Raw genomic sequence first — 22,525 nt, 5'->3', positions numbered from 1 at the left:
CCAACCGCAAGGCAACAGCAACGGAAATCCTGTCAACCACCCGATTGCGGCGGGTCTGTCCGTGACCCGGACGAGGGACCGCGGGACCCGGCGGGGATCACTCCTGGGGCCGCTTGAGGCGGGCGACGAACTTGTACCGGTCGCCCCGGTACACCGACCGCACCCACTCCACGGGCTGCCCGTCCCGGTCCCGCGAGTGCCGCGAGAGCATCAGCATCGGCAGACCCACGTCGGTGCCCAGCAGACCGGCCTCGCGCGGGGTGGCGAGCGAGGTCTCGATGGTCTCCTCGGCCTCCGCGAGGTGGACGTCGTACACCTCCGCCAGGGCGGTGTAGAGCGACGTGTACTTGGCCAGGCTGCGGCGCAGTGCCGGGAAGCGCTTGGCGGACAGGTGGGTGGTCTCGATGGCCATCGGCTCGCCGTTGGCCATGCGCAGCCGTTCGATGCGCAGCACCCGCCCGCCGGGCGCGATGTCCAGCAGCCCCGCGAGCCGGTCGTCGGCGGTGATGTAGCCGATGTCCAGCAGCTGCGAGGTCGGCTCCAGGCCCTGCGCGCGCATGTCCTCCGTGTAGGAGGTGAGCTGCAGCGCCTGCGAGACCTTGGGCTTGGCGACGAAGGTGCCCTTGCCCTGGATGCGCTCCAGGCGGCCCTCGACCACCAGCTCCTGGAGCGCCTGGCGCACGGTGGTGCGCGAGGTGTCGAACTCCGCGGCCAGCGTGCGCTCGGGCGGGACCGCGGTGCCGGGGGGCGCCGTCTCGGTCATCTCGAGCAGGTGCTTCTTCAGCCGGTAGTACTTCGGCACCCGCGCCGTACGGACCGCAGTCCCACCCTCGTTCTCCGCACTGCTGACGTCGGTGCTCATGCTCTGCCTTCCCGGCTACCGGTGCCGAAGCGACCGACATCCCATCGGCCGCGGCTCACATCGTGGCACGGCTCGGGGCGGGGATGTGCCCGCACGGTCCGTGATCCCCTCTGTATACCGCCGGGACCGGATGCTGGTCTAGGCCACCACCGCCGGGCCGGAGCCCCGGCGCCCGGCCCGGGGAGCGGAGGTGACGCCCCCGGGCCGGGGCGGTGCCCCGAGGGCGGATCAGATGCCCTGCCAGTCCGGCTTGTGGGCGAAGGTGTGCCGGAAGTAGTCGGCGTGCTGCAGCTTGGCCGCCGCCGCCTCGTCGACGACCACCGTGGCGTGCGGGTGCATCTGCAGCGCGGAGGCCGGGCAGACCGCCGCGACCGGGCCCTCGACGGTGGCGGCCACCGCGTCCGCCTTGCCCGCGCCGGTGGCGAGCAGCACCAGGTGGCGCGCCTCCAGGATGGTGCCGATGCCCTGGGTGATGACGTGGTGCGGCACCTGCTCGACGTCCCCGTCGAAGAAGCGCGCGTTGTCCTTGCGGGTCTGCTCGGTCAGCGTCTTGATCCGGGTGCGGGAAACGAGCGAGGAGCAGGGTTCGTTGAACCCGATGTGCCCGTCGGTCCCGATCCCCAGCAGCTGCAGGTCCACGCCGCCGGCCTCGCCCAGCTGCCGGTCGTAGGCCTCGCACGCGGCCTGGACGTCCTCGGCGGTGCCGTCGGGCCCCATGAACGCTGCGGGGTCGATGCCGAGCGGTTCCAGCACCTCGCGCCGCAGCACGGAGCGGTAGGACTCCGGGTGGTCGGCGGGCAGCCCCACGTACTCGTCCAGCTGGGCGACGCGGGCCCGGGAGGTGTCCACCGCGCCGGAGCGCACCTGGGCCGCGAGCGCCTGGTAGACGGGCAAGGGCGTCGAACCGGTGGCCACGCCGAGCAGGGCGTCCGGCTTGCGCCGAAGGAGCTGCGCCATGGCGTCGGCGATGAGTTCGCCGCCGGCCTTGGCATCCGGAACGATGACAACTTCCACGCTGGGCCTGCCGATCTGAGAGAAGGACTCGACTGGGACGGGACCGCCGGGGAACCCCGGGCGGATCCCTGGTGGTTTAGACCAATTGGAACTTACCAGGGTACGGCGTGACCTCCCCGCGCGCGAACCCGTCCACGGACCGGAAAACCGGCGCTGCCGCCTTCCCGGGCCCCGGAGGCGGGCATCCCGTGCCCCCGGGCGTGCGAGATGCGCGGCATCCCGGGCGGCCCCGCACTCCGGGCCCCTCCGGCCGGACGGTCCGCCGGGCGGGTCGTACGGGTTAGGCTGCATGGTGGACGCCCGCGGGTGGTGCGCGGCCGGACGCGGCGAGTCGGACGAACGGTCTCCGGCACATGGACAGGAACACTGGTCTAGTCCACAATGCAGAGCGGGATGATCGATCGCAGCAACCGCCCGTCGGACGATCTCTTGTCAGAACGCCCGCCCGCCGGGACGATCGGAACACCACACGGACTCGCCCTCCCCGCACAGGAGGGCGGATCGAGGATCCGGAGCTCTCTGCCCTGACTGCCCCGGCTCCTCCCACGGCCGACCGGGACCGCACACCCCGCCGGCCGGCAGTGCTCCGGGCTGCGGTGCCGGGAGGGTTGAGGGTCCCTCCCAGGCGCCGCGGCCCGCGGGTGTTTCCGGGGCGGTCCCGCGCCCCCGGGTACGCTCGCCGGGTGCCCTCCATGAACGAACTCGTACGCCAGCACACCGCCCTCGACGACACCGACCTCGAGTGGCTCCACCTGCTGGTGTCGGAGTGGCAGCTGCTCTCCGACCTCTCCTTCGCCGACCTGGTCCTGTGGGTCCCCACGCGCGACGGCACCCGCTACGTCTCGGTGGCCCAGATGCGGCCCAACACCGGGCCCACCTCCTACCAGGACGACATGGTCGGCCACCTCGTGCCCCGGGGGCGCCGCCCCATGCTGGACGCGGCCCTCGACGAGGGGCGGATCGTGCGCGAGGGCGACCCGGAGTGGCGCGAGGAGGTCCCGGTGCGCGTCGAGTCGATCCCCGTGCGGCGCGAGGGCCGGGTGCTCGGGGTCATCGCCCGCAACACCAACCTCCTGACCGTGCGCACCCCGAGCCGCCTGGAGCTCACCTACCTGCAGAGCGCCTCCGACCTCGCCCAGATGATCGCGGCCGGTGCCTTCCCGTTCGCGAACCAGCAGGTCGACATGGACGCCTCGCCCCGGGTGGGCGACGGGCTGATCCGGCTCGACGCCGACGGCATCGTCCAGTACGCCTCCCCGAACGCCCTCTCCGCCTACCACCGGCTGGGTCTCGCGGCCGACCTGGTCGGCCACCACCTCGGTCAGACCACCGCCGAACTGGCCCCCTCCCGCGAGCCCGTGGACGAGGCGCTGGCCAAGGTGGCCAGCGGCTGGGCGCCCCGCGAGTTCGAGATCGAGGCCAACGGGGTCATCCAGTTCCGGGCCATCCCGCTCAAGCCCAAGGGCACCCGCATCGGTTCCCTGGTGCTGCTGCGCGACGTCACCGAACTTCGCCGCCGTGAACGGGAACTGATCACCAAGGACGCCACCATCCGGGAGATCCACCACCGGGTGAAGAACAACCTCCAGACGGTGGCGGCGCTGCTGCGGCTCCAGGCCCGGCGGATCGGCTCCGAGCGCGGGCGGGCGGCCCTGGAGGAGGCGGTCCGCCGGGTCGGCTCCATCGCCATCGTGCACGAGACGCTGTCCCAGAACCTGGACGAACGCGTGGAGTTCGACGAGATCGCCGACCGCGTCCTGGCGATGGTCGCCGAGATCTCCCCGGGCAAGGTGGCCGGCCGGCGCTCCGGCCGGTTCGGCATACTCGACGCCGAGGTCGCCACCCCGCTGTCGATGGTGCTCACCGAGATCCTGCAGAACGCCCTCGAACACGGCTTCCGGGAAGGGGAGACCGGGACGGTGGAGGTGTCGGCGGTCCGCGGCGGCACCACCAAGGAGTCGCGCCTGCTGGTCACCGTGCAGGACGACGGCGTCGGCCTGCCCGAGGACTTCGACCCGCACACCGCCGGCAACCTGGGGCTGCAGATCGTGCGGACCCTGGTGGAGGGCGAGCTGGGCGGCACCTTCGACATGGTCCCGGCGCCGGAGCGGGGGACCCGGGTGATCCTCGACATCCCGGTGCGCGGGGACAAGTGACCGCGGGGGCGGGGCCGTTCGTCCCGCCCTCCGTCTCACCGCAGGCCCGTCCCCCGTCGGGGGCAAGGGGGGGGAGTCGTCACGTTGACTCCCGCCGTGCCGGAGCCCGTGACCGGAGTCCGCGACGCCGGGGCGGGGGTCGGTGCGGGCGGGTTCCGTCCCGCCGGGGGAGCACAGCAAAAAGCCTCGGACCGGGTTGCGGTCCGAGGCTTGTGCTCAACTGCGCGCTGCGGCTCGGGGGCGGGAGATGCGTACGCGCCGTACGCGCCGCCAAGCTCAGGCTGTCAGCAGGGGTGGGATGTCAGGCGGAAGCCTGACGGGCCCGGTTGCGAGCGGCGCGGCGCTTCATTGCGCGGCGCTCGTCCTCGCTGAGTCCACCCCAGACGCCGGAGTCCTGACCGGACTCGAGCGCCCACTGCAGGCACTGCTCGATCACCGGGCAGCGGCGGCAGACGGCCTTGGCTTCCTCGATCTGCAGCAGCGCAGGACCGGTGTTGCCGATGGGGAAGAAGAGCTCGGGGTCTTCTTCGCGGCAAACGGCGTTGTGACGCCAGTCCATGGCTGCTACCTCTCCTTGGTATTACTGCGGTTGCTTGTGAATGTGAACGCTTTCACGAATCCCTCAACAAGGGAAGGGCCGACCGCCAGGTTCCCTGGCGTAGGTCCTTGGTTTTGGAGAGGGGTTCCGGTGATCTGTGGAGGCCGGTGTTGCGGGCCGTCCCGATCGCCATGTAGAGACTCGCAAACCTCGGCGGCGGATACAACCCCTTCCGGAAAGTTTTTTTTGATTCTTCGGTGTCGACTAGGTCACAGCCGTACTTCCATGGGGTGGATCCTGGCCTAAACGTTCGAGTGAAAGGACTTTAGCCTCTTCTGCTCACACAATCACACGCAGTGCACGGCGAACGCCTGTGAACGTCACGCTGGTTCGCAGTCCGAGGTGGTCACCGTCCATCTGGAGGGGCAGTGGCACCTTCGAATGCAAGGTGAAGCGTGTCAGGTCGTGCCGGGAGACGGCGTGCCTGCCCCGGGGGCCGCGCTCGGGGGACGAAGTGAGCAACTGGGTGCCATACCGGGCAACCGCGGCCGATGACAGACGGTGCAGGCCGAAGAGGTCGAGGCCGTGGTCGAACGAGGCCTTGGGCGACGCGTAGATCGGGCGGTTGCCGAGAAACGTCCACGGGGACGTGTTCGAGACTATGGACAGCACCAGGTCGGTCACCGGTTCCTCGCCCGGTTCCTCCAGCGTGATCATCCCGTGCCGCCGGTGCGGCTCCCCGAACAGCGCGCGCACGACCTGGCGCATGTAGAGGGCGTGCGTGGACTTGCGGCCGCGCTCCCGGTGCTGTTCCACCCGGCCCACCACGCCGGCGTCGAAGCCGAGTCCCGCGTTGAAGGTGAACCAGCGGGAGGGCACGCCCTCGTCGTCCGAGCCCGGCGTCCCGGAGGTCAGGCCCAGTCCCACCGTCCGTTGCCGGCCCTCGCGCAGCGCGTCCAGCAGGGCACCGGTCGCCTCGACCGGCTGGTTGGGCAGCCCGAGGGCGCGGGCGAAGACGTTCGTGGAGCCGCCGGGGACGACGGCCAGGCCGGGCAGGTGCTCCGGATCGGGGCCGGCGTGCAGCAGGCCGTTGACGACCTCGTTGACCGTGCCGTCCCCGCCGAGGGCCACCACCAGGTCGGTCTCGCCGCTCTCGGCGGCCTGCCGGCCCAGGTCGCGGGCGTGGCCGCGGTACTCGGTGGTGACGGCCTCCAGCTTCATCTCGCTGGCGAGCGCGTGGATCAGTACATCGCGCGTACGCGCACTCGTGGTGGTTGCCGCCGGATTGACCACGAGAAGTGCACGCATGGGGTGCAGCGTACCTACTGGGTGGTACTCGGCCCAGGCCGAGGCGGAAATCGGACAGGAGTCCGGGGCCGGGGAGCCCGGGAGCCGCGATCACCGACGGCCGGGAACGGCCCCGGGCCGGGGCGGAACGGGCGGGGCGGGGCCGCCCCGGGGGCCGGGGCGTGCGGGCTACCCTTCTGGGGTGAGCAGTGAGCAGACCCCCGACGCCCCCGCCGTCCCGGACACCGCCGCCGGACCGCGCCCGCGCCGCCTGACCCTCGCCGCGGTGCTCGCCGCCCTGGAGGGCTTCGGGCTGCTGGCGGGCGGGATCTGGATGGCCGTCCTCGCCGTCACCGGCGACCCGGACGACCGGCAGCAGGCGGTCACCGGCGGGGTGACGCTGATCGTGCTGGCGCTGCTGCCGCTGCTCGCGGCGCGCGGGCTGTTCGCCCGCCGCAGCTGGAGCCGCGGCCCGGCTGTCATCACCCAGCTGCTGGCGCTGCCGGTGGCCTACAACCTGCTCCAGGCCGACAGCGTGGCCATCCCGGCGGGGATCGTGCTGGCCGTCGTCGCCGTCACCGCCCTGGTGCTGCTGATCCACCCCGAGACGACCCGGGCGCTGGACATCCGGGGGCCCGGGAACACCGGGACATAGTCTCCGGGCGCCGGGGACCGCGGCGCGGTCCGGTCCGGGCCCCGGTGCCCGCGTCCTCCTCGGCGGCCGTCCGGGACCCGGCGGCCCTCACTCCTCGACGAGCAGCTTCTCCCGCAGCTGGGCCAGCGTCCGCGCCAGCAGCCGGGAGACGTGCATCTGCGAGATCCCGACCTCCTGTGCGATCTGCGACTGGGTCATGTTCCCGAAGAAGCGCAGCAGCAGGATCCGCTTCTCCCGCGGCGGCAGGTCCTCCAGCAGCGGTTTCAGCGACTCCCGGTACTCCACGCCCTCCAGCGCCTCGTCCTCGGCGCCCAGGGTGTCGGCGACCGCCGGGGACTCGTCGTCGGTGTCGGGGACGTCCAGGGACAGCGTGGAGTAGGCGTTCGCCGACTCCAGGCCCTCCAGGACCTCCTCCTCCGAGATGGCCAGCTTCTCGGCCAGCTCGTGCACCGTGGGGGAGCGGCCGTGCAGCTGCGACAGCTCGGCCGTGGCCGTCGTGAGCGCCAGGCGCAGCTCCTGGAGACGGCGCGGCACGCGCACCGCCCAGCCCTTGTCCCGGAAGTGCCGCTTGATCTCGCCGACGACCGTCGGGGTCGCGTAGGTGGAGAACTCCACCCCGCGGTCGGGGTCGAAGCGGTCGACCGACTTGATCAGACCGATGGTGGCGACCTGCGTCAGGTCGTCCAGCGGCTCCCCGCGGTTGCGGAAACGGCGTGCGAGGTGCTCCACGAGCGGCAGGTGCATCCGCACCAGCTGGTTGCGCAGCTCCGCGTACTCGGGGCTGCCGTCCTCCAGCCCGCGCAGTTCGAGGAACAGCGCACGCGCCCCGCTGCGGTCCAGCGGGTGGTGCTGGGCGCCGCCCCGCGCACCCGGGGTGCGCGGCACCCCGTGCGCGGCCGGTGCGGCCGGCGCCGGCCGGGCCTCGCCCTCGGCATGTCGCTCGTGCTCGTTCATCGTCCCGCCCGTCGCCCTTCCCCGAGCGCTCGCCTCGTCCCCCGTCGCCGGCCTCGCGCGGGCGGGGGCGTCCCCCGTCCGCCCGGCCGCAGGCGTTCCCCGCGCGGCACCGTCCGGCTGCCTCTCGTCCGGGCGGCCGGTGTCCGCGCCGTCGTCCTCCGGATGCGGCCGGGCCTGCTCGGGGATGCCGTCGATGCCGGCAGGCATGCGTTCGGCGGGCAGCTCCCGTGTGCCGCGTTCTTCGTCCCGCACCGGCCCGTCCTCGTTCCTCACGCCGGCCCGGGTCCCGCGCCGCGCTGTTTGTAGAGGCTGATCGAAACGGTTCTGTCCTCGTCGACGGCCGAGGAGACCTTGCCCGCCAGGGCGGACAGCACGGTCCAGGCGAAGGTGTCCCGCGAGGGGGCGTGTCCGTCCGTGGTCGGCGCCGACACGGTGACCTCGAGCGAGTCGTCCACCAGCCGGAAGACGCAACTCAGCACCGAGCCCTGCACGGCCTGCTGCAGCAGGATCGCGCAGGCCTCGTCGACCGCGATCCGCAGGTCCTCGATCTCGTCGAGGGTGAAGTCCAAACGGGCCGCGAGGCCGGCCGTGGCCGTACGCAGCACCGACAGGTAGGCCCCCGCGGCCGGCAGCCGGACTTCCACGAAGTCCTGGGTCGCGGGCTCGCCTGCGATCTGGGACACCCTCACCTCCAAGGTGGTACAAGCGTTTCAGGGCCCAGGGGGCACCCCCGGGTAACGCGCTACGTGGTTCAGCGGTGACGCTATCGCGCTCTCGTCGGTCCTGTCCCCGGGACCCCGACCCTTGCTGTCACTCATAGTAAAACTACGAATACGCTCCGTGGCTAGGGGTCTGCGGCCCCAAATGGGAAGAGCGCGCGCCGCATTGACGTACCCAGACGTCAGACGGTCGAACCGTCCGCCGACGGGGACCGGCCGGTCACACCAGGACGTGATCCACGAAGCACCACCGCCAGTCCTCGCCGGGTTCGTGCGACCGCATCACGGGATGACCCGTCTCCCGGTGGTGGCGGGTGGCGTGCCGGTGCGGCGAGGAGTCGCAGCAGCCGACGTGACCGCAGCTGAGGCACAGGCGCAGCTGGACCGGGTCCGTGCCGTCCCGCAGGCACTCGGGGCACGTCCCGCTGACCGGAACCGGCTCCGGGTGCGGCAGCGCGTCGACGTGCGTGCACTGTTTCATGATGGCCAGATTACGACGGGTGCGCGGAACGCCGCGTGGGACACCGGGGGTGGCCGGACATGGACGTGATGCCGCTGCTGTTGCTGGTGGCCGGCAGTGCCGTGATCGCCGCGGCCGCCCGTCGCCTGCCGGTACCGGCCCCCCTGCTGCTGGTCACGGCCGGCCTCGCGGTGAGCTTCGTGCCCGGCGTGCCCGACTACACGATCGACCCGCACGTCGTGCTGCCGCTCGTCCTTCCCCCGCTGCTGCAGACGGCGGCCACCGAGAGCTCCTACCTGGACCTGCGGGCGCAGCTGCGGCCGGTGGCCCTGCTGTCGGTCGGCTACGTGCTCTTCGCGACGTCCGTCGTCGGCTGGGCCCTGTACGAGCTGGTGCCGGGCCTGTCGCTGACCGCCGCCCTGGTCTTCGGCGCGGTGGTGGCCCCGCCGGACGCGGTCGCGGCCACGGCGGTGGCCCGCAGGGTCGGACTGCCGTCCCGGGTCACCACCATCCTCCAGGGCGAGTCCCTGCTCAACGACGCCACCGCCATCACCGCGTTCCGGGTGGCCGTGGCGGCCGCGGCCGGCGAGGGCGCGACCTGGGCCGGCGGCGTCGGCGAGTTCCTGCTCGCGGCCCTCGGGGGGCTCACCGTCGGCCTGGTCCTGATGGCGCCCCTGCACTGGCTGCGGGTCCGGGTGAAGGAGGCGCTGCTGCAGAACACGCTCTCCCTGCTCATCCCGTTCTTCGCCTACGCCGTGGCCGAGCAGGTGCACGCCTCCGGAGTGATCGCCGTGGTGGTCGTCGCCCTCTTCCTCGGGCACCGTGCCTGGGAGGTCGACTTCGCGACCCGCCTCCAGGAGGCGGCCGTGTGGAAGATGGTCGCGTTCGTCCTGGAGTCCGTGGTCTTCGCCCTCATCGGCCTGCAACTGCCGGTCGTGCTCCGGGGCATCCACGCCTACCACGGCGGCGACGCCCTCTGGTACGCGCTGGCCGTCTTCGCGATCGTCGTGGTCGCCCGGTTCGTGTGGGTGTACCCGGCGGTCTGCCTCCCCCCACTGCTGTCGGCCCGCATCCGGGGCCGCGAGGGCAGTCCCGGCTGGCGCATGCCCTTCGTCATCTCCTGGGCCGGGATGCGCGGTGTCGTCTCCCTGGCCATCGCCTTCTCCATCCCGCACACCGTCGACGGCGGTGACTTCCCCCAGCGCGACCTGCTGCTGTTCCTGACGTTCACCACCGTCATCGGCACGCTGGTCGTGCAGGGCGTCACGCTGCCCCTGCTCATCCGGCTGCTGCGCTTCCCCCGGCGGGACGAGCGGGCGGCGACCCTGGCCGAGGCCAACGCGCAGGCGCAGGCGTCCCGGGCAGCCGAGCAGCGCCTGGACGAACTCCTCGCCGACGACCGCAACGCGCTGCCGGACCCGCTCGCCGAGCGGCTGCGCGCGGTGCTGGAACGCCGCCGGGACTCCGTCTGGGAACGCCTGGGGCAGGCCCACCCCGTCACCGGGGAATCCGTGGACGACACCTACCGGCGGCTGTCGCGCGACGTGATCGGCACCGAACGCGAGGTGTTCGTCAGGCTCCGCGACGCGCGGTACATCGACGACGAGATGCTCCGCACGCTGCTGCGCCGCCTCGACCTGGAGGAGGCGGCCGCGTACCGGGAGGCGCCGTAGGACCGCCACGCGGCTCCCGGGCCCCGGCCTCCTGGTCCGGGACGACGTCCGGGTCGCCGGAGCCGGGTTCCCGGGGCCCCGGGTCGGAGGGTTGTTTCCGGGCCTCCGGACCCGGGCGGACCGGGGCGGTGCGTCCGGTCAGGGGAAGGGGCGGCCGGTGATCACGGCCGCGACCGTGCTCCCGCGCGGGAAGGCGCGCTCCGCCGCCAGGACGGTCAGTCCATGAAGCAACTTGGCGACATAGAGACGTTCCACGGGCAGTCCGTGGCGCTGCTCGAAGTCCTGTGCGAACGCGTCGAGTGCGGGCGTGGTCCGGGCGTAGCCCCCGAAGTGGAAGCGCTCGTCGAGGCTCCAGTCCCCGCGCGGACCCCCGAACGCCGCGGTCTGCAACGCCCGTACCTCGCCACCAAGGAAGCCGCCCCGCAGGACCGGGACCCCCAGGGCGCGGACCCCCGGGCCCAGCCCGGCGGCCAGTCCGGCCAGGGTGCCGCCGGTGCCGCAGGCCACGGCGGCCACGTCGGCACGGCCGGCGAGTTCCTCGCCGAGCACCGCGCAGCCGCGCACGGCGGCGGCGTTGCTGCCGCCCTCCGGCACCACGAGGGCGTCCTCGGCGCCCACGGCCCGGAGCACGGCGTTCAGGGTGTCCGGCTCGGCCTTGCGACGGTATGCCGCCCGGTCGACGAAGTGCAGCCGCATGCCGTCCGCCGCGCACCGGGCCAGCGAGGGGTTGAGGGGTCGGTCGGCCAGTTCCTGACCGCGCACCACGCCGACGGTGCGCAGCCCGAGCAGCCGCCCGGCGGCGGCGGTGGCCCGCAGGTGGTTGGAGTACGCGCCGCCGAAGGTGACCACGGTCCGCCCGGCCGCCGCCGCGAGGTTCGGGGCCAGCTTGCGCCACTTGTTGCCGATCAGGTCCGGGTGGATCAGGTCGTCCCGCTTCAGCAGCAGCCGGACACCGTGCCGCTCGAACCGCTCGTCCACGACCTCCTGCACGGGCGAGGGCAGCCGCGGCCGCAGGCCGGCCGGGCCGGCGCGGCCGACGGCTCCGGGCGGGTCCGCGCTGGTCACGGCGGCATTGTCCCCCGGTGGACGGTGGGGTGGCCAGGCGGGTCGGCGGGGAAGCGGCCGACGGGGGCGAGAGGGGCACGGCCCGAGGACCCGGGCTGGTATCCGCCGGGGCCACGACCGGCGCCCGGAGGCCGGCGTCCCGGCGGCGCGTCCCGCGCACCGTCACCCGCCCCGGCCGGGCACGAGCGCGGCGCCGCGCTCCCGGCCGGCGCGCCGCACCGCGGGGGTGCGGCGGGCACCCGCCGTCCACGGAGGCGCCGGGCGCCCGGCCTCGCCACGAGCGGTGCCGGGCGCCCCGCACCTGCCACGGGTGCCGGGCGCCCGGACCTGCCACGGAAGCCGCCGGGACGCGGGGAACACGCCGGGCGAGGCGACGGTTCCCGGCCTCCCGCCGGTCACTTCAGACGGTCGCCGATCCGTTTCCGCATCGACGTCATGGTGAACCCGCGCGGATCCACCTTCCCCGGCTGCCACTCCAGGTGCCCGATCACCGACCGCTCGTTCCAGCCGTGGTGGCGGCACACCGCGGCGGCGGCTCTCTCGATGGCCTCCAACTGCGCCGCCGGCCAGGGGTCCTTGCCGTCGCCGAGGTTCTCGCACTCGAAGCCGTAGAAGTGCCGGTTGCCGTCGGTGTTCGCCTCGTTGTCCGGTGGCAGGCGCTTCTCCGCGATCACCGCCCGCAGCACGTCGTCGTCGCCCAGCCCGGCGTGGTTGGCCCTGCCGTAGCCGACGAGGTGCACCCGGCCGTCCTTGGTGATGACCCCGTGGCACAGCGGCCCCGGCAGCCCCGCGTACCCCTTGCGGCACAACTCGACCGTCTTCGCGCTGCCCTTGGTGACCGTGTGGTGGATCATCACGCCGTGCACCGGGCCCCAGGGGCCCTTGTGGTTGCGGTGGTGATCGCGCCAGTCGCCGACCTCGACGACCGTCAGACCTTCCGCCTTGAGAGCGCGCAGGAACGCGCTCGCGGACATGGGTGGGGCCATGACCGCCCTCCTTCGTGCTGCGCGACGGCCGCCCGTCGCAGCCGCCTCGTACCGGTGCTTTACCTGTACGGACGGAGCGGAACCGTTTGTTCGGTCGCTGTGCGATCCGATCCGGACAGGTCGCCGCCGGGACGGCGCCGGAAAGCGGAATCGCCATGGATGCCCACGCGCGCGGTGATCCATTCCCGCTCATTCGGGTAATGGCGCGGACACGTTACGTGAGGAAATCTTGGACGCGCAGATCGATGCCCGGCACCGATGGGCGTGGATCACAACTGGGAGGGCAATTCTCTATGTCGGTAGGCGAAGAGGTCCGCACGGAGCAGACCAGGCCGCAGCAGAGTCTCGGTACGGCGGCCGCGCGGAACCTGGCCACCACGACCAAGTCCGTGCCGCAGATGCAGGAGATCAGCTCCCGCTGGCTGCTGCGCATGCTGCCGTGGGTGGACGTACAGGGCGGCACGTACCGGGTCAACCGGCGTCTGACATACGCCGTGGGGGACGGCCGGCTGACGTTCGTCAAGACCGGCGACCGCGTCGAGATCATTCCCGCGGAGCTGGGCGAGCTGCCCGCGCTGCGGTCGTTCGAGGATCAGGAGGTGCTGTCCGAGCTGGCGTCCCGCTGCCGGCAGCGGGAGATCGAGCCGGGCCAGGTCGTCGCCTCGTTCGGCAGCCCGACGGACGAGGTCTACCTGCTGGCCCACGGCCGGGTGGAGAAGATCGGCACCGGGCCCTACGGCAGCGACGAGTCGCTCGGCATCCTCGCCGACGGCGCCTACTTCGGCGAGCAGGCCCTGCTCGACGAGGACGCCATCTGGGAGTACACGGCCCGCACGCTCACCGCCTGCACCGTCCTGGTGCTGCCGCGCGAGGCGTTCGACCAGGTCGCCGAGCGGTCCGAGGCCCTGCGCGACCACCTCCAGGGGCTGCGCTCCATCCCCGGCCAGCGCACCAACAAGTACGGCGAGAAGGCCATCGAACTGGCCGCCGGCCACACCGGCGAGCCCGACATCCCGCACACCTTCGTGGACTACGAGGCCCGTCCCCGCGAGTACGAACTCAGCGTGGCCCAGACGGTGCTGCGCATCCACACCCGCGTGGCCGACCTGTACAACCAGCCCATGAACCAGACGGAACAGCAGATCCGGCTGACCGTCGAGGCGCTGAAGGAGCGCCAGGAACACGAACTGATCAACAACCGCGACTTCGGTCTGCTCCACAACTGCGAGTACGACCAGCGGATCCAGCCCCACGACGGTGTGCCCAGCCCTGACGACCTGGACGAACTGCTCAGCCGTCGGCGCGGCACCAAGATGCTGCTGGCCCATCCGCGGGCGATCGCCGCGTTCGGACGCGAGCTGAACAAGCGGGGCCTGGTGCCCGAGACCGTCGACCTCGGCGGCAACCGCATCCCGACCTGGCGCGGCGTCCCCATCTACCCCTGCAACAAGATCCCGGTGACCGAGGCACGCACCACCTCGATCATCGCCCTGCGTACGGGCGAGGAGGACCAGGGCGTCATCGGGCTGCGGGCCGCCGGCCTGCCCGACGAGATCGAGCCGGGGCTGTCCGTGCGCTACATGGGCATCAACGAACAGGCCATCATCAAGTACCTGGTCACGGCCTACCACTCGGCGGCGGTGCTGGTACCGGACGCGCTCGGGGTCCTGGAGAACGTCGAGATCGGCCGCTGGCGGTGACCGCACCGCAACGCCCGGCCCGCACCCCGTGTCCCCGCCCGTCCGGGCGGGTACACCCTGGGGGCAGGAACTCGACCGCGGCACCCGCACCACCCTTCGCTGATCCGCCGAGACCAGGGGTGCGTCCATGACGGAGCTCAGGACGGAGACGGAGTACCGTCCCGCCGACGGGCACGAGGCGTTGATGCTGCTGGACCGCGCACGGGGGGAGGTCGACCCGGTGCTGCGGGCCGCGGTCGGCAGCCTCCCCGGCCCGATGCGCCGCATCGCGCGCTACCACTTCGGCTGGGAGCACGCGGACGGTTCACCGGCGGCCGGCGGGGCCGGCAAGGCGATCCGCCCCGCGCTGGTGCTCGCCGGGGCCTCGGCCCTCGGCGGGCCCGGCGCGCGGGCGGCCGCCGTCCGGGCAGCGGCGGCGGTGGAACTGGTCCACAACTTCACGTTGCTCCACGACGACGTGATGGACCGGGACGCCACGCGCCGCCACCGGCCCACCGCCTGGACCGTGTTCGGTGACGCCGCAGCGATCCTGGCCGGTGACGCCCTCCAGGCGCTCGCCCTCCGGCTGCTGGCCGAGGACGCGCACCCGGCGGCTCCGGCGGCGGCAGCCCGGCTCGCGCAGTGCGTCATCGAACTGTGCGACGGGCAGCACGCGGACACGGCGCTGGAAGGGCGCGCCCCCGAAGACGTCACGCTCGACGAGACGCTCGCCATGGCCGAGGCCAAGACGGGGGCACTGCTCGGCTGTGCCTGTGCCGTGGGCGCGTTGTACGCCGGGGCGCCGGACGCCGACGTCGGTGCGCTGGACGCGTTCGGCCGGGAGGCCGGGCTCGCCTTCCAGCTCATCGACGACGTGATCGGGATATGGGGCGACCCGCGGCGCACCGGCAAACCGGCCGGTGCGGACCTGGCGGCCCGGAAGAAGTCGCTGCCCGTGGTCGCCGCGCTGACCTCGGGCGGCCCCGCCGCCGGCGAACTCGCCGCGCTCTACGCGGCCCCGCACGCGGAGGAGGACCTGGAACGGATCACACTGACCGTGGAACGGGCGGGTGGCCGGGACTGGGCGCAGGCCCAGGCGGCCGACCGGATGGCCCGGGCGATGCAGGAACTGGCCCGGGCGGTACCGGATCCGGAGGCCGCCGGCGGACTGCTGGCCCTGGCCGAATTCGTGACACGGCGCACCACCTGACGGATCCCCCGGGACACCCCGGGGCGCGGGAAGCGTCCCGGGTGCCCGGGCGGTCGTCGTACCGAACCCCGGAGCCCGGGGCGTGCGGACCCTGACCCGCACGGGTTGCCGCGGGCCCGGGTCCGGCGGGTCCCGCACTTCCCCACGATGTGCGGGGCCCGCGCCCGTTTCCGGCCCTCGGCCCGTCTCCCGGTCCCCTGGGCCACCGTCACGGGCGTTACGCTCAACACCCGTACGTGACACGAGTGTTGAGGTGAGGGGTGGACATGGGCGTGGCGATCCGGACGGCGGGGGAGCAGGACCGGGAACGGGTGGTCCGGCTGCTGGACGCGGCGTTCCAGGACGACCCGGTGAGCCGGTGGGTGTTCCCCGGTGAGGAGTACCGCCGGACGACGCACCACCGCCTCATGGCCTCCTTCACCGACATCGTGATGGCCGACGGCCGGATAGACCTCACCGAGGACGGCTCGGCCTGCGCCCTGTGGCTGCCGGTGCCCGCGGACGACCACGGGGACGGCCCGGCGGAGGAGGACGACGGGCCGGCGCTGGTGCGCGAGGCCGTCGACCCGGACAACGAGCGGGTGGAGCTGATCGGGCGGCTCACGGCGGGCATCCATCCCGGCGGACGGGCCCATGAGTACCTGTGGATGATCGGTGTGGCGCCCGGCCGGCAGGGCGAGGGCCTCGGCACCGCGCTGATGGCGGAGGTCCTCGACCGCTGCGACCGCACCGGCCTCCCGGCCTACCTGGAGGCGAGCAGCGCCCGCAGCCGCCGGCTCTATGAACGCCTTGGCTTCGATCCGCTCGGGGAGCCCCTCGCCCTCCCCGACGGTCCGTACATGTGGCCCATGTGGCGCGAACCGCGCCCCGGCCTGCCCGCGTAGGCCGACCGGCTTCCCCGGCGGTGCCGGTCTGTCCGCGTGGGCCGTCCGGCTCCCGGCGGTACCGGTCCCGCCTGCGTGGGCCGTCCGGCTTTCCCGGCGGTAGCGGTCTGCCCGCATAGGCCGCCGGCTTTCCCGGCGGTACCGGCGTGCCCGCGTGGGCCGTCCCGCCCTGCGAGCGGTAGCGGCGTGTTCGCGTGAGGCGTCCGGCTTCCCCGGCGGTGCCGGTCTGCCCGTGTATGCCGTCCCGCTCTCCGAGCGGTAGCGGCGTGTTCGCATGAGCTGTCCGGTCATCAGAGCGGCAGTCCTCATCGCATACCGTCCGGCTCCCCGGACGGCACCGACCGCCGTGGGCCACGTGGGCGCGGGCCGGTCGATCCCCGGTGCCGGGCGAGCCACCCGCCACCCGCCACCCGCCACCGGACCGCGACCCGCACCCCTTCACCGTTCGGGACCCCGCGCCCAAGAACGCGCTGTTCCGGGGACGTTCGGCCCTGGCTGCCGGCCGCCCGCCGCCGCTTCACTGGCTACGGCAGCACCGTCCGTCGGCGGCCCGAGGTCGCGGCGGACGCCGGCGAGGGGGCGACAAGGGGCGGGATGAGCGACGCGGTGCGGGACGACGGTACGGCGGACGTGCGGATCACGGCGGTCGGGCACGCCGACCTGACACCGGACACCCTGGCCCTGGTGGAGTCCGCTCTGCGCAGACGCCTCGAACGCCTCGTACGGGGACCGGCGGTGGTGCGGTCCGGTGCCGGGGCCGCCCTGGCGTTCGGCAGGGCGGCGCGCGCTGCGGGGCGCCGCCTGGTCGTGGCGATCCCGAGCCGCTGCGGGGTCCCGGCCCTGCCGCCCCCGCGCGACCGGATGGCGACCGGTGAACTGCTCACCCTGGCCGACCGGGTGCGGCTCCTGGACTACGACCCGGCCGACCGGGACGCCTGCGTGTGCGCCGACGAACGCATGGTGGCGGACAGCCGCCTGCTCCTCGCGGTGTGGGACGGCTCCCGGTCCGACGGGCGGGACGCAACCGCCCATCTGGTCGCCTACGCCCGTGGCCGGGGTGTCCCCGTCGAGGTGGTGTGGCCCCACGGAGCGGCCCGGGAGCCCGCCCGGGCGGCCCCGGACGGCCCGGCGCCCGCCCGGCGGTCCCGGCCGTCCTGCCTCCCCGCCGCCCCGGCCTGCCGTCACGTCACCCAGGGACCTTTGGGCCCCGTCTGAGCCGTACGGAGGGACTGTTCGGCTCATCCGTTCCTTCCGGCTCCCCGTCGATCATGAGTCCGCCCGAATTCGATGGGGAGGACGACGTCCGGTGGACGAGATACGTAGGACGCAGGCGACGAGCGCGGTGGACGAGCGGCCCCGCCCGGTGCCGCAGGGGGAGGCACCGGGGGCGGACGGGGTTCCGGGGCCCGGGCGCAGGGCCTCGTGGGTGGACTGGCTGACGACCACCGACCACAAGAGGATCGGCACGCTGTATCTGGTCAGCGCGCTCGGCTTCTTCGTCCTCGGCGGGGTGCTGGCCCTGTTCATGCGCGCCGAACTGGCCCGGCCCGGCCTGCAGATCCTCTCCAACGAGCAGTTCAACCAGGCGTTCACCATGCACGGCTCGATCATGCTGCTGATGTTCGCCATGCCGCTGTTCACCGGCTTCGCCAACTGGATCATGCCGTTGCAGATCGGCGCCCCGGACGTGGCCTTCCCCCGTCTGAACATGCTCGCCTTCTGGCTGTTCCTGTTCGGCTCCCTGATCGCCGCTGCCGCGTTCCTCACGCCGGACGGGGCCGCCAGTTTCGGGTGGTTCCTCTACGCGCCGCTCTCCAACGAGGTCTACTCGCCCGGCATCGGTGCCGACCTGTGGATCATGGGGGTGGCCCTGTCCGGGTTCGGTTCGATCCTGGGCGCGGTCAACTTCATCACCACGATCATCTGCATGCGCGCCCCCGGCCTGACGATGTTCCGCATGCCGATCTTCACCTGGAACGTGCTGCTGACGGCCCTGCTGGTGCTGATGGTCTTCCCGGTCCTCGCGGCGGCCCTGTTCGCGCTCGAGTGCGACCGCCGGTTCGGCAGCCACGTCTTCGACGCGGCGAACGGCGGGGCCCTGCTGTGGCAGCACCTGTTCTGGTTCTTCGGCCACCCCGAGGTGTACATCCTCGCGTTGCCGTTCTTCGGCATCGTCTCCGAGGTGATCCCGGTGTTCGCCCGCAAGCCGATGTTCGGTTACATGGGCCTGATCGGGGCGACGATCGCGATCGCCGGCCTCTCGGTGACCGTGTGGGCGCACCACATGTACACCACGGGTGGGGTGTTGCTGCCCTTCTTCTCGTTCATGACGTTCCTGATCGCGGTGCCGACCGGCGTGAAGTTCTTCAACTGGATCGGCACCCTCTGGAGGGGGAGCCTGTCGTTCGAGACCCCGATGCTGTGGACCCTGGGCTTCCTGACCACCTTCGTGTTCGGCGGCCTGACCGGCGTCATCCTGGCCTCCCCGCCCATGGACTTCCACCTGACCGACTCCTACTTCGTCGTCGCGCACTTCCACTACACGGTGTTCGGCACGGTGGTCTTCGCGATGTTCGCCGGATTCCACTTCTGGTGGCCCAAGTTCACCGGGAAGATGCTCGACGAGCGGCTCGGCAAGATCTCCTTCTGGACCCTGACCGTGGGCTTCCACCTGACCTTCCTGGTCCAGCACTGGCTGGGCGCGGAGGGGATGCCACGCCGCTACTCGGACTACCTCGCGGCCGACGGCTTCACCGCCCTGAACACCCTGTCCACCATCGGGTCGTTCCTGCTCGGCCTGTCGCTGCTGCCGTTCTTCTACAACGTGTGGAAGACCGCCAAGTACGGCGAGCCGGTCGGCGTCGACGACCCGTGGGGCTGGGGCCGTTCGCTGGAGTGGGCCACCTCGTGCCCGCCCCCGCGGCACAACTTCACCTCGCTCCCGCAGATCCGCAGTGAATCCCCGGCGTTCGACCTCCACCACCCGGAGGTCACCGCGGCAGCGACGGTGAGGTGAGCCGTGGCGCACTCCGTTCTCGCCCTGGGCTGCACCGTGGTGACCGCCTCCGGCTGCGTCTGGTACCTGCCGGCCCTCGCCGACCTGCGCGCCGGCCCCGACCGGCCGCCCTCCCGCCGGACCGCCGCACTCGCCACCCTGACCGGGTGGGCCGCGCTCGGCGGCGCCGGCCTGCTGCTCCTGGCGGCCACGGCATGGTGGCCGGCCGCCGCGCTGGCCGCCACCGGGGCCGTGACCACCGGCGCGCTGCGGCTGTGCGCGGCCGTGCGGCGGGCGGCTGAGGCGCGGGAGGCGGCGGGCCAGTGGACGCGGCTGGGACAGGCCCCCCTACCGTCCGCGCGACGGCGGGTGCCCCGCGCGGTCGTCGCCGCGCTCGTCACGACCGTCCTGCTCGGCGCGGGCACGGCGGTGGCCGTCGGCCTGTCGGCCACCCTCTCGCCGGCGCCGGCCGGGGGCGCGTGGTGGCCGGTGACGGCGACCGCGGTCCCGGCGCTGGTCGTCACCCTCCTCCTGATGGCCGCCGTCCGTCACGTCCGGGACGGTGGCGGCCGGGGAGGCACCGGCGGCAGCGGCTGACGGCGCCGGGCTTCCGCATCGGCGGGCCACCCGCCCGGGCAGGGACGGCGGGAGCCGCACGGACGTGCCACAGCGCCGGCGGGCGGAGCGGTGGTGGGAGGGCCGTCAGGGGGCGGAGCGCACGCACTGCAACCTCCGGACGTGGCCCGACGTGACCATCAGGATGTCGGTGCGAACGCCGACCGCCCCACGGGGCCCGTCTCCTCCCGCCGTGCGGGCACCGGCGTCCGTCGCGGCACCGTCGCGGCGCGCCCGGCCCGGGACGGCCCGAAGGGGCCCGCCCGCGTCGGCGGACGGACCCCTTCGGGAACGCGAGACCCACGAGGCCCCACCGGTGGGGTGGGGGCACGACCGAGGGCCGGTTCAAGCCTTCTTGGTCTCCCAGAAGATCTTGTCGATCTGGGCGATGTAGTCGAGGGCCTTCTGGCCGGTCGCCGGGTCGGTGGACGCCTTGGCGGCGGACAGCGCCTTCAGGGTGTCGTTGACGAGCTGGTGCAGCTCCGGGTACTTCTCGAAGTGCGGGGGCTTGAAGTAGTCGCTCCACAGCACGGAGACGTGGTGCTTGGCCAGCTCGGCACGCTGCTCCTTGATGACGGTGGCGCGCGCCTGGAAGTGCGGGTCGTCGTTGCCGGCCATCTTCTCCTGGACGGCCTTCACGGACTCCGCCTCGATGCGGGCCTGGGCAGGGTCGTACACGCCGCAGGGCAGGTCGCAGTGGGCGCTGACCTTTACCTTGGGGGCAAACAGGCGGGAAAGCATGGAGCATTCCTTCCTCGTGATCGTCTTCTCACACTGGACATTACTCCGTGGCCGAGAACTTTAGGCGGGTGCCCCCGCGGGCTTAGGACAAAAGTCCGGGGTGAGACTGGGAGTGGCGGAGGATGAAACCGGGGAGGTGCCGGAGGATGCCGGAGCTGTCGCAGGACGCCGAGCGGTCACAAGCGCCGCTGCCCTTCGGGGTGGCCGAGGTGACGGGGCCGTCCATGGTGCCCACGCTGCACCACGGGGACCGGCTCCTGGTCCACTACGGGGCGCGGGTCCGGCCGGGTGACGTGGTGGTGCTGCGCCATCCCTTCCAGCAGGACCTGCTCGTCGTCAAGCGGGCCGTCGAGCGGCGCGAGGGCGGCTGGTGGGTGCGCGGCGACAACACCTACGCGGGCGGCGACAGCACCGACTACGGGACGGTGCCGGACGACCTGGTGCTCGGCAGGGTGCGCTTCCGGTACCGGCCGCGCCGGACGGGTCAGCGCTCGCCGCTGGCACTGGCGGGCTGGGTGCTCTCGGCGGCCCGGCCCGTGCTGTCCGCCCGGGTGCCCTCCAGGCGCTTGCGGGCGCGGTAGGCGGCCACGTTGGCGCGCGTCGCGCAGCGGTCGGAGCAGTAGCGGCGGGAGCGGTTGGTGGAGGTGTCCAGGTAGGCGTTGCGGCAGGGCCGTGCCTCGCACAGGCCGAGCCGGTCCACGCCGTACTCCGTGAGGTGGAAGGCCAGGCCCATGGCGGCGATGGCCGCGTAGCCGGCGGTCGCGTTGGACGGGTGGTCGGCCAGGTGCATGTGCCACAGCGGGCGCCCGTCGTCGTCCCGCACGTCGTGCCCGGAGATCTGCGGGCTGACCGGGAACTCCAGCAGCAGCGAGTTCAGCAGGTCCACGGCGAGGGTCTCGTCACCGCCGTCCGCCGCTTCGAAGACCGAGCGGAGCCTTCCTCGGACGGAGCGGAAGCGGGTCAGGTCGGCCTCGGTCGCGCGACGTGCCGCGGACTGGTTGGTCCCGAACAGGCCCCGGATCGCGTCGACGGAGGTCAGCGCGTCCTTCCCCCGGGCCGGCTCCTCGGTGTTGACGAGACGGACGGCGAAATCCGAGTAATAGGCCAGTTCCACTTGTAGTCCTTACGACGGAGCTCTAGGGTCGTGCCTGCGGTCAGGTAACGGACGATCGTGCCTTCAGGGTATTACGTGACGGATGCGAGGAGGGGCTCGATGACGGACACACCCACCGCCACCACCGACTGGCAGGCCTGGCAGGAGAGCTGGGACCGGCAGCAGGAGTGGTACATGCCCGACCGCGAGGAGCGGTTCCGGGTCATGCTCGACATGGTGGAGGCCCTGGTCGGCACCGCCCCGCGCGTCCTCGACCTGGCGTGCGGCACCGGCAGCATCACCGCCCGGCTGCTCGCCCGGTTCCCCGGAGCCACCAGCACCGGCGTCGACCTCGACCCCGCGCTGCTGGCGATCGCCGAGGGCACCTTCGCGGGCGACGACCGGGTCACCTTCGTCACGGCCGACCTCAAGGACCCCGACTGGCCGACGGGTCTGCCGCACGACAGCTACGACGCCGTCCTGACCGCCACCGCCCTCCACTGGCTGCACCGGGAACCCCTCGCCGACCTCTACGGACACCTCGCGGACCTGGTGCGCGACGGCGGCGTCTTCATGAACGCCGACCACATGATCGACGAGACGACGCCCCGGATCAACGCGGCCGAACGCGCCCTGCGGCACGCGCGCATGGATCAGGCCAGGCGGGACGGTGCCCTGGACTGGGCCGAATGGTGGCAGCTCGCGGCGAAGGACCCGGTCCTCGCCGGCCCCACCGCCCGCCGCTTCGAGATCTACGGGGAGCACGCCGACGGGGACACGCCCTCGGCCGACTGGCACGCCCGCACCCTGCGGGACAAGGGGTTCACCGAGACCCGCCCGGTGTGGTGCTCCCCCTCGGACACCCTGCTGCTCGCGCTGAAGTGAGCGGCTGCCGGGGCGGCCGGTGAACGGCGGAAGGGGCGGTACGGAGATCCGTAC

General features: G+C 72.7%; 22 protein-coding genes. 11 read left to right on the top strand and 11 right to left on the bottom strand.

All coding sequences use genetic code 11. The annotated features are described in order from the left end of the window. Positions 1-97 precede the first annotated feature (97 nt). Together ACSU53_RS09785 and nagB are read right to left on the bottom strand one after the other, a co-directional pair. The gene (locus tag ACSU53_RS09785) at positions 98-862 is read right to left on the bottom strand and encodes a GntR family transcriptional regulator (RefSeq protein ID WP_437026481.1); all 765 of its coding nucleotides are present in this window, start codon (positions 860-862) and stop codon (positions 98-100) included. A 228-nt stretch (positions 863-1,090) separates the two neighbouring features. Continuing rightward, positions 1,091-1,876: a glucosamine-6-phosphate deaminase gene (gene nagB, locus ACSU53_RS09780; RefSeq protein WP_437026480.1), complete on the bottom strand. Its 786-nt coding sequence runs from the start codon at positions 1,874-1,876 to the stop codon at positions 1,091-1,093. A gap of 692 nt (positions 1,877-2,568) precedes the next feature. Here nagB and ACSU53_RS09775 point away from each other — a divergent pair. Further along, complete coding sequence (locus ACSU53_RS09775; RefSeq protein ID WP_437026478.1) at positions 2,569-4,032, top strand: sensor histidine kinase; 1,464 nt, start codon at positions 2,569-2,571, stop codon at positions 4,030-4,032. A gap of 301 nt (positions 4,033-4,333) precedes the next feature. On the opposite strand, the gene ACSU53_RS09770 is transcribed toward ACSU53_RS09775, so the two are convergent. Together ACSU53_RS09770 and ACSU53_RS09765 are read right to left on the bottom strand one after the other, a co-directional pair. After that, positions 4,334-4,591 (bottom strand): WhiB family transcriptional regulator, encoded by a 258-nt coding sequence (locus ACSU53_RS09770; RefSeq protein WP_003992873.1) that lies wholly within the window; start codon positions 4,589-4,591, stop codon positions 4,334-4,336. A gap of 318 nt (positions 4,592-4,909) precedes the next feature. Then, positions 4,910-5,878 carry a diacylglycerol/lipid kinase family protein gene (locus tag ACSU53_RS09765; RefSeq protein WP_437026477.1) on the bottom strand — a complete coding sequence of 323 codons (969 nt, stop codon included), beginning with the start codon at positions 5,876-5,878 and terminating at the stop codon, positions 4,910-4,912. A gap of 181 nt (positions 5,879-6,059) precedes the next feature. Between ACSU53_RS09765 and ACSU53_RS09760 the strand changes: the two genes are divergently transcribed. Beyond that, positions 6,060-6,512: a hypothetical protein gene (locus ACSU53_RS09760; RefSeq protein WP_437026475.1), complete on the top strand. Its 453-nt coding sequence runs from the start codon at positions 6,060-6,062 to the stop codon at positions 6,510-6,512. A gap of 87 nt (positions 6,513-6,599) precedes the next feature. Here the strand turns inward: ACSU53_RS09760 and ACSU53_RS09755 are convergent, their stop codons facing one another. The 3 genes from ACSU53_RS09755 to ACSU53_RS09745 all read right to left on the bottom strand — a co-directional run bounded on the left by ACSU53_RS09755 (position 6,600) and on the right by ACSU53_RS09745 (position 8,666). Further along, positions 6,600-7,718, bottom strand: coding sequence for an RNA polymerase sigma factor SigF (locus ACSU53_RS09755; RefSeq protein WP_437026473.1), 1,119 nt, complete (start codon positions 7,716-7,718; stop codon positions 6,600-6,602). Positions 7,719-7,735: 17 nt separating this feature from the next. Beyond that, entirely contained in the window at positions 7,736-8,149 is a 414-nt protein-coding gene (locus ACSU53_RS09750) for an anti-sigma regulatory factor (protein WP_164333955.1), read from the bottom strand. A 256-nt stretch (positions 8,150-8,405) separates the two neighbouring features. Further along, complete coding sequence (locus ACSU53_RS09745) at positions 8,406-8,666, bottom strand: UBP-type zinc finger domain-containing protein (RefSeq protein ID WP_437026471.1); 261 nt, start codon at positions 8,664-8,666, stop codon at positions 8,406-8,408. 59 nt (positions 8,667-8,725) lie between these two features. Here ACSU53_RS09745 and ACSU53_RS09740 point away from each other — a divergent pair, with 59 nt between their 5' ends. Continuing rightward, the gene (locus ACSU53_RS09740; RefSeq protein ID WP_437026469.1) at positions 8,726-10,318 is read left to right on the top strand and encodes a Na+/H+ antiporter; all 1,593 of its coding nucleotides are present in this window, start codon (positions 8,726-8,728) and stop codon (positions 10,316-10,318) included. A gap of 138 nt (positions 10,319-10,456) precedes the next feature. Here the strand turns inward: ACSU53_RS09740 and ACSU53_RS09735 are convergent, their stop codons facing one another. Together ACSU53_RS09735 and ACSU53_RS09730 are read right to left on the bottom strand one after the other, a co-directional pair. Continuing rightward, entirely contained in the window at positions 10,457-11,383 is a 927-nt protein-coding gene (locus tag ACSU53_RS09735; RefSeq protein WP_437026467.1) for a 1-aminocyclopropane-1-carboxylate deaminase/D-cysteine desulfhydrase, read from the bottom strand. A gap of 395 nt (positions 11,384-11,778) precedes the next feature. Then, on the bottom strand, positions 11,779-12,369 hold the full coding sequence (locus ACSU53_RS09730) for an N-acetylmuramoyl-L-alanine amidase (protein WP_437026465.1): 591 nt from the start codon (positions 12,367-12,369) through the stop codon (positions 11,779-11,781). Positions 12,370-12,662: 293 nt separating this feature from the next. Between ACSU53_RS09730 and ACSU53_RS09725 the strand changes: the two genes are divergently transcribed. The 6 genes from ACSU53_RS09725 (at position 12,663) to ACSU53_RS09700 (ending at position 19,734) form a co-directional block, all read left to right on the top strand. After that, on the top strand, positions 12,663-14,069 hold the full coding sequence (locus ACSU53_RS09725; protein WP_437026464.1) for a family 2B encapsulin nanocompartment shell protein: 1,407 nt from the start codon (positions 12,663-12,665) through the stop codon (positions 14,067-14,069). A 127-nt stretch (positions 14,070-14,196) separates the two neighbouring features. Further along, complete coding sequence (locus ACSU53_RS09720; RefSeq protein WP_437026462.1) at positions 14,197-15,258, top strand: family 2 encapsulin nanocompartment cargo protein polyprenyl transferase; 1,062 nt, start codon at positions 14,197-14,199, stop codon at positions 15,256-15,258. Between the two features lie 266 nt (positions 15,259-15,524). Further along, positions 15,525-16,142: a GNAT family N-acetyltransferase gene (locus ACSU53_RS09715; protein ID WP_437026460.1), complete on the top strand. Its 618-nt coding sequence runs from the start codon at positions 15,525-15,527 to the stop codon at positions 16,140-16,142. Positions 16,143-16,736: 594 nt separating this feature from the next. Next, a complete protein-coding gene (locus tag ACSU53_RS09710) occupies positions 16,737-17,357 on the top strand; it encodes a hypothetical protein (RefSeq protein WP_437026458.1) in 621 nt (206 codons plus the stop codon). A gap of 148 nt (positions 17,358-17,505) precedes the next feature. After that, complete coding sequence (ctaD, locus tag ACSU53_RS09705) at positions 17,506-19,158, top strand: aa3-type cytochrome oxidase subunit I (RefSeq protein WP_437033097.1); 1,653 nt, start codon at positions 17,506-17,508, stop codon at positions 19,156-19,158. A 3-nt stretch (positions 19,159-19,161) separates the two neighbouring features. Continuing rightward, positions 19,162-19,734: a hypothetical protein gene (locus ACSU53_RS09700; protein ID WP_437026456.1), complete on the top strand. Its 573-nt coding sequence runs from the start codon at positions 19,162-19,164 to the stop codon at positions 19,732-19,734. Positions 19,735-20,097: 363 nt separating this feature from the next. On the opposite strand, the gene sodN is transcribed toward ACSU53_RS09700, so the two are convergent. Further along, a complete protein-coding gene (sodN, locus tag ACSU53_RS09695; RefSeq protein WP_004983535.1) occupies positions 20,098-20,493 on the bottom strand; it encodes a superoxide dismutase, Ni in 396 nt (131 codons plus the stop codon). 146 nt (positions 20,494-20,639) lie between these two features. Here sodN and sodX point away from each other — a divergent pair, with 146 nt between their 5' ends. Continuing rightward, complete coding sequence (gene sodX, locus ACSU53_RS09690; protein ID WP_437026454.1) at positions 20,640-21,074, top strand: nickel-type superoxide dismutase maturation protease; 435 nt, start codon at positions 20,640-20,642, stop codon at positions 21,072-21,074. On the opposite strand, the gene ACSU53_RS09685 is transcribed toward sodX, so the two are convergent. After that, the gene (locus tag ACSU53_RS09685) at positions 20,978-21,607 is read right to left on the bottom strand and encodes a CGNR zinc finger domain-containing protein (RefSeq protein WP_437026453.1); all 630 of its coding nucleotides are present in this window, start codon (positions 21,605-21,607) and stop codon (positions 20,978-20,980) included. The genes sodX and ACSU53_RS09685 overlap by 97 nt on opposite strands. 99 nt (positions 21,608-21,706) lie before the next feature. On the opposite strand from ACSU53_RS09685, the gene ACSU53_RS09680 reads away from it, so the two are divergent. Next, positions 21,707-22,471, top strand: a complete 765-nt coding sequence (locus tag ACSU53_RS09680; RefSeq protein WP_437026451.1) for a class I SAM-dependent methyltransferase — start codon at positions 21,707-21,709, stop codon at positions 22,469-22,471. Positions 22,472-22,525: the final 54 nt, after the last annotated feature.

This window comes from Streptomyces sp. enrichment culture (genome assembly GCF_964273255.1).
Lineage (GTDB): Bacteria > Actinomycetota > Actinomycetes > Streptomycetales > Streptomycetaceae > Streptomyces.
Note: the sequence above shows the minus strand (reverse complement) of the source record. Positions and strands in the feature narration are given on the sequence as shown.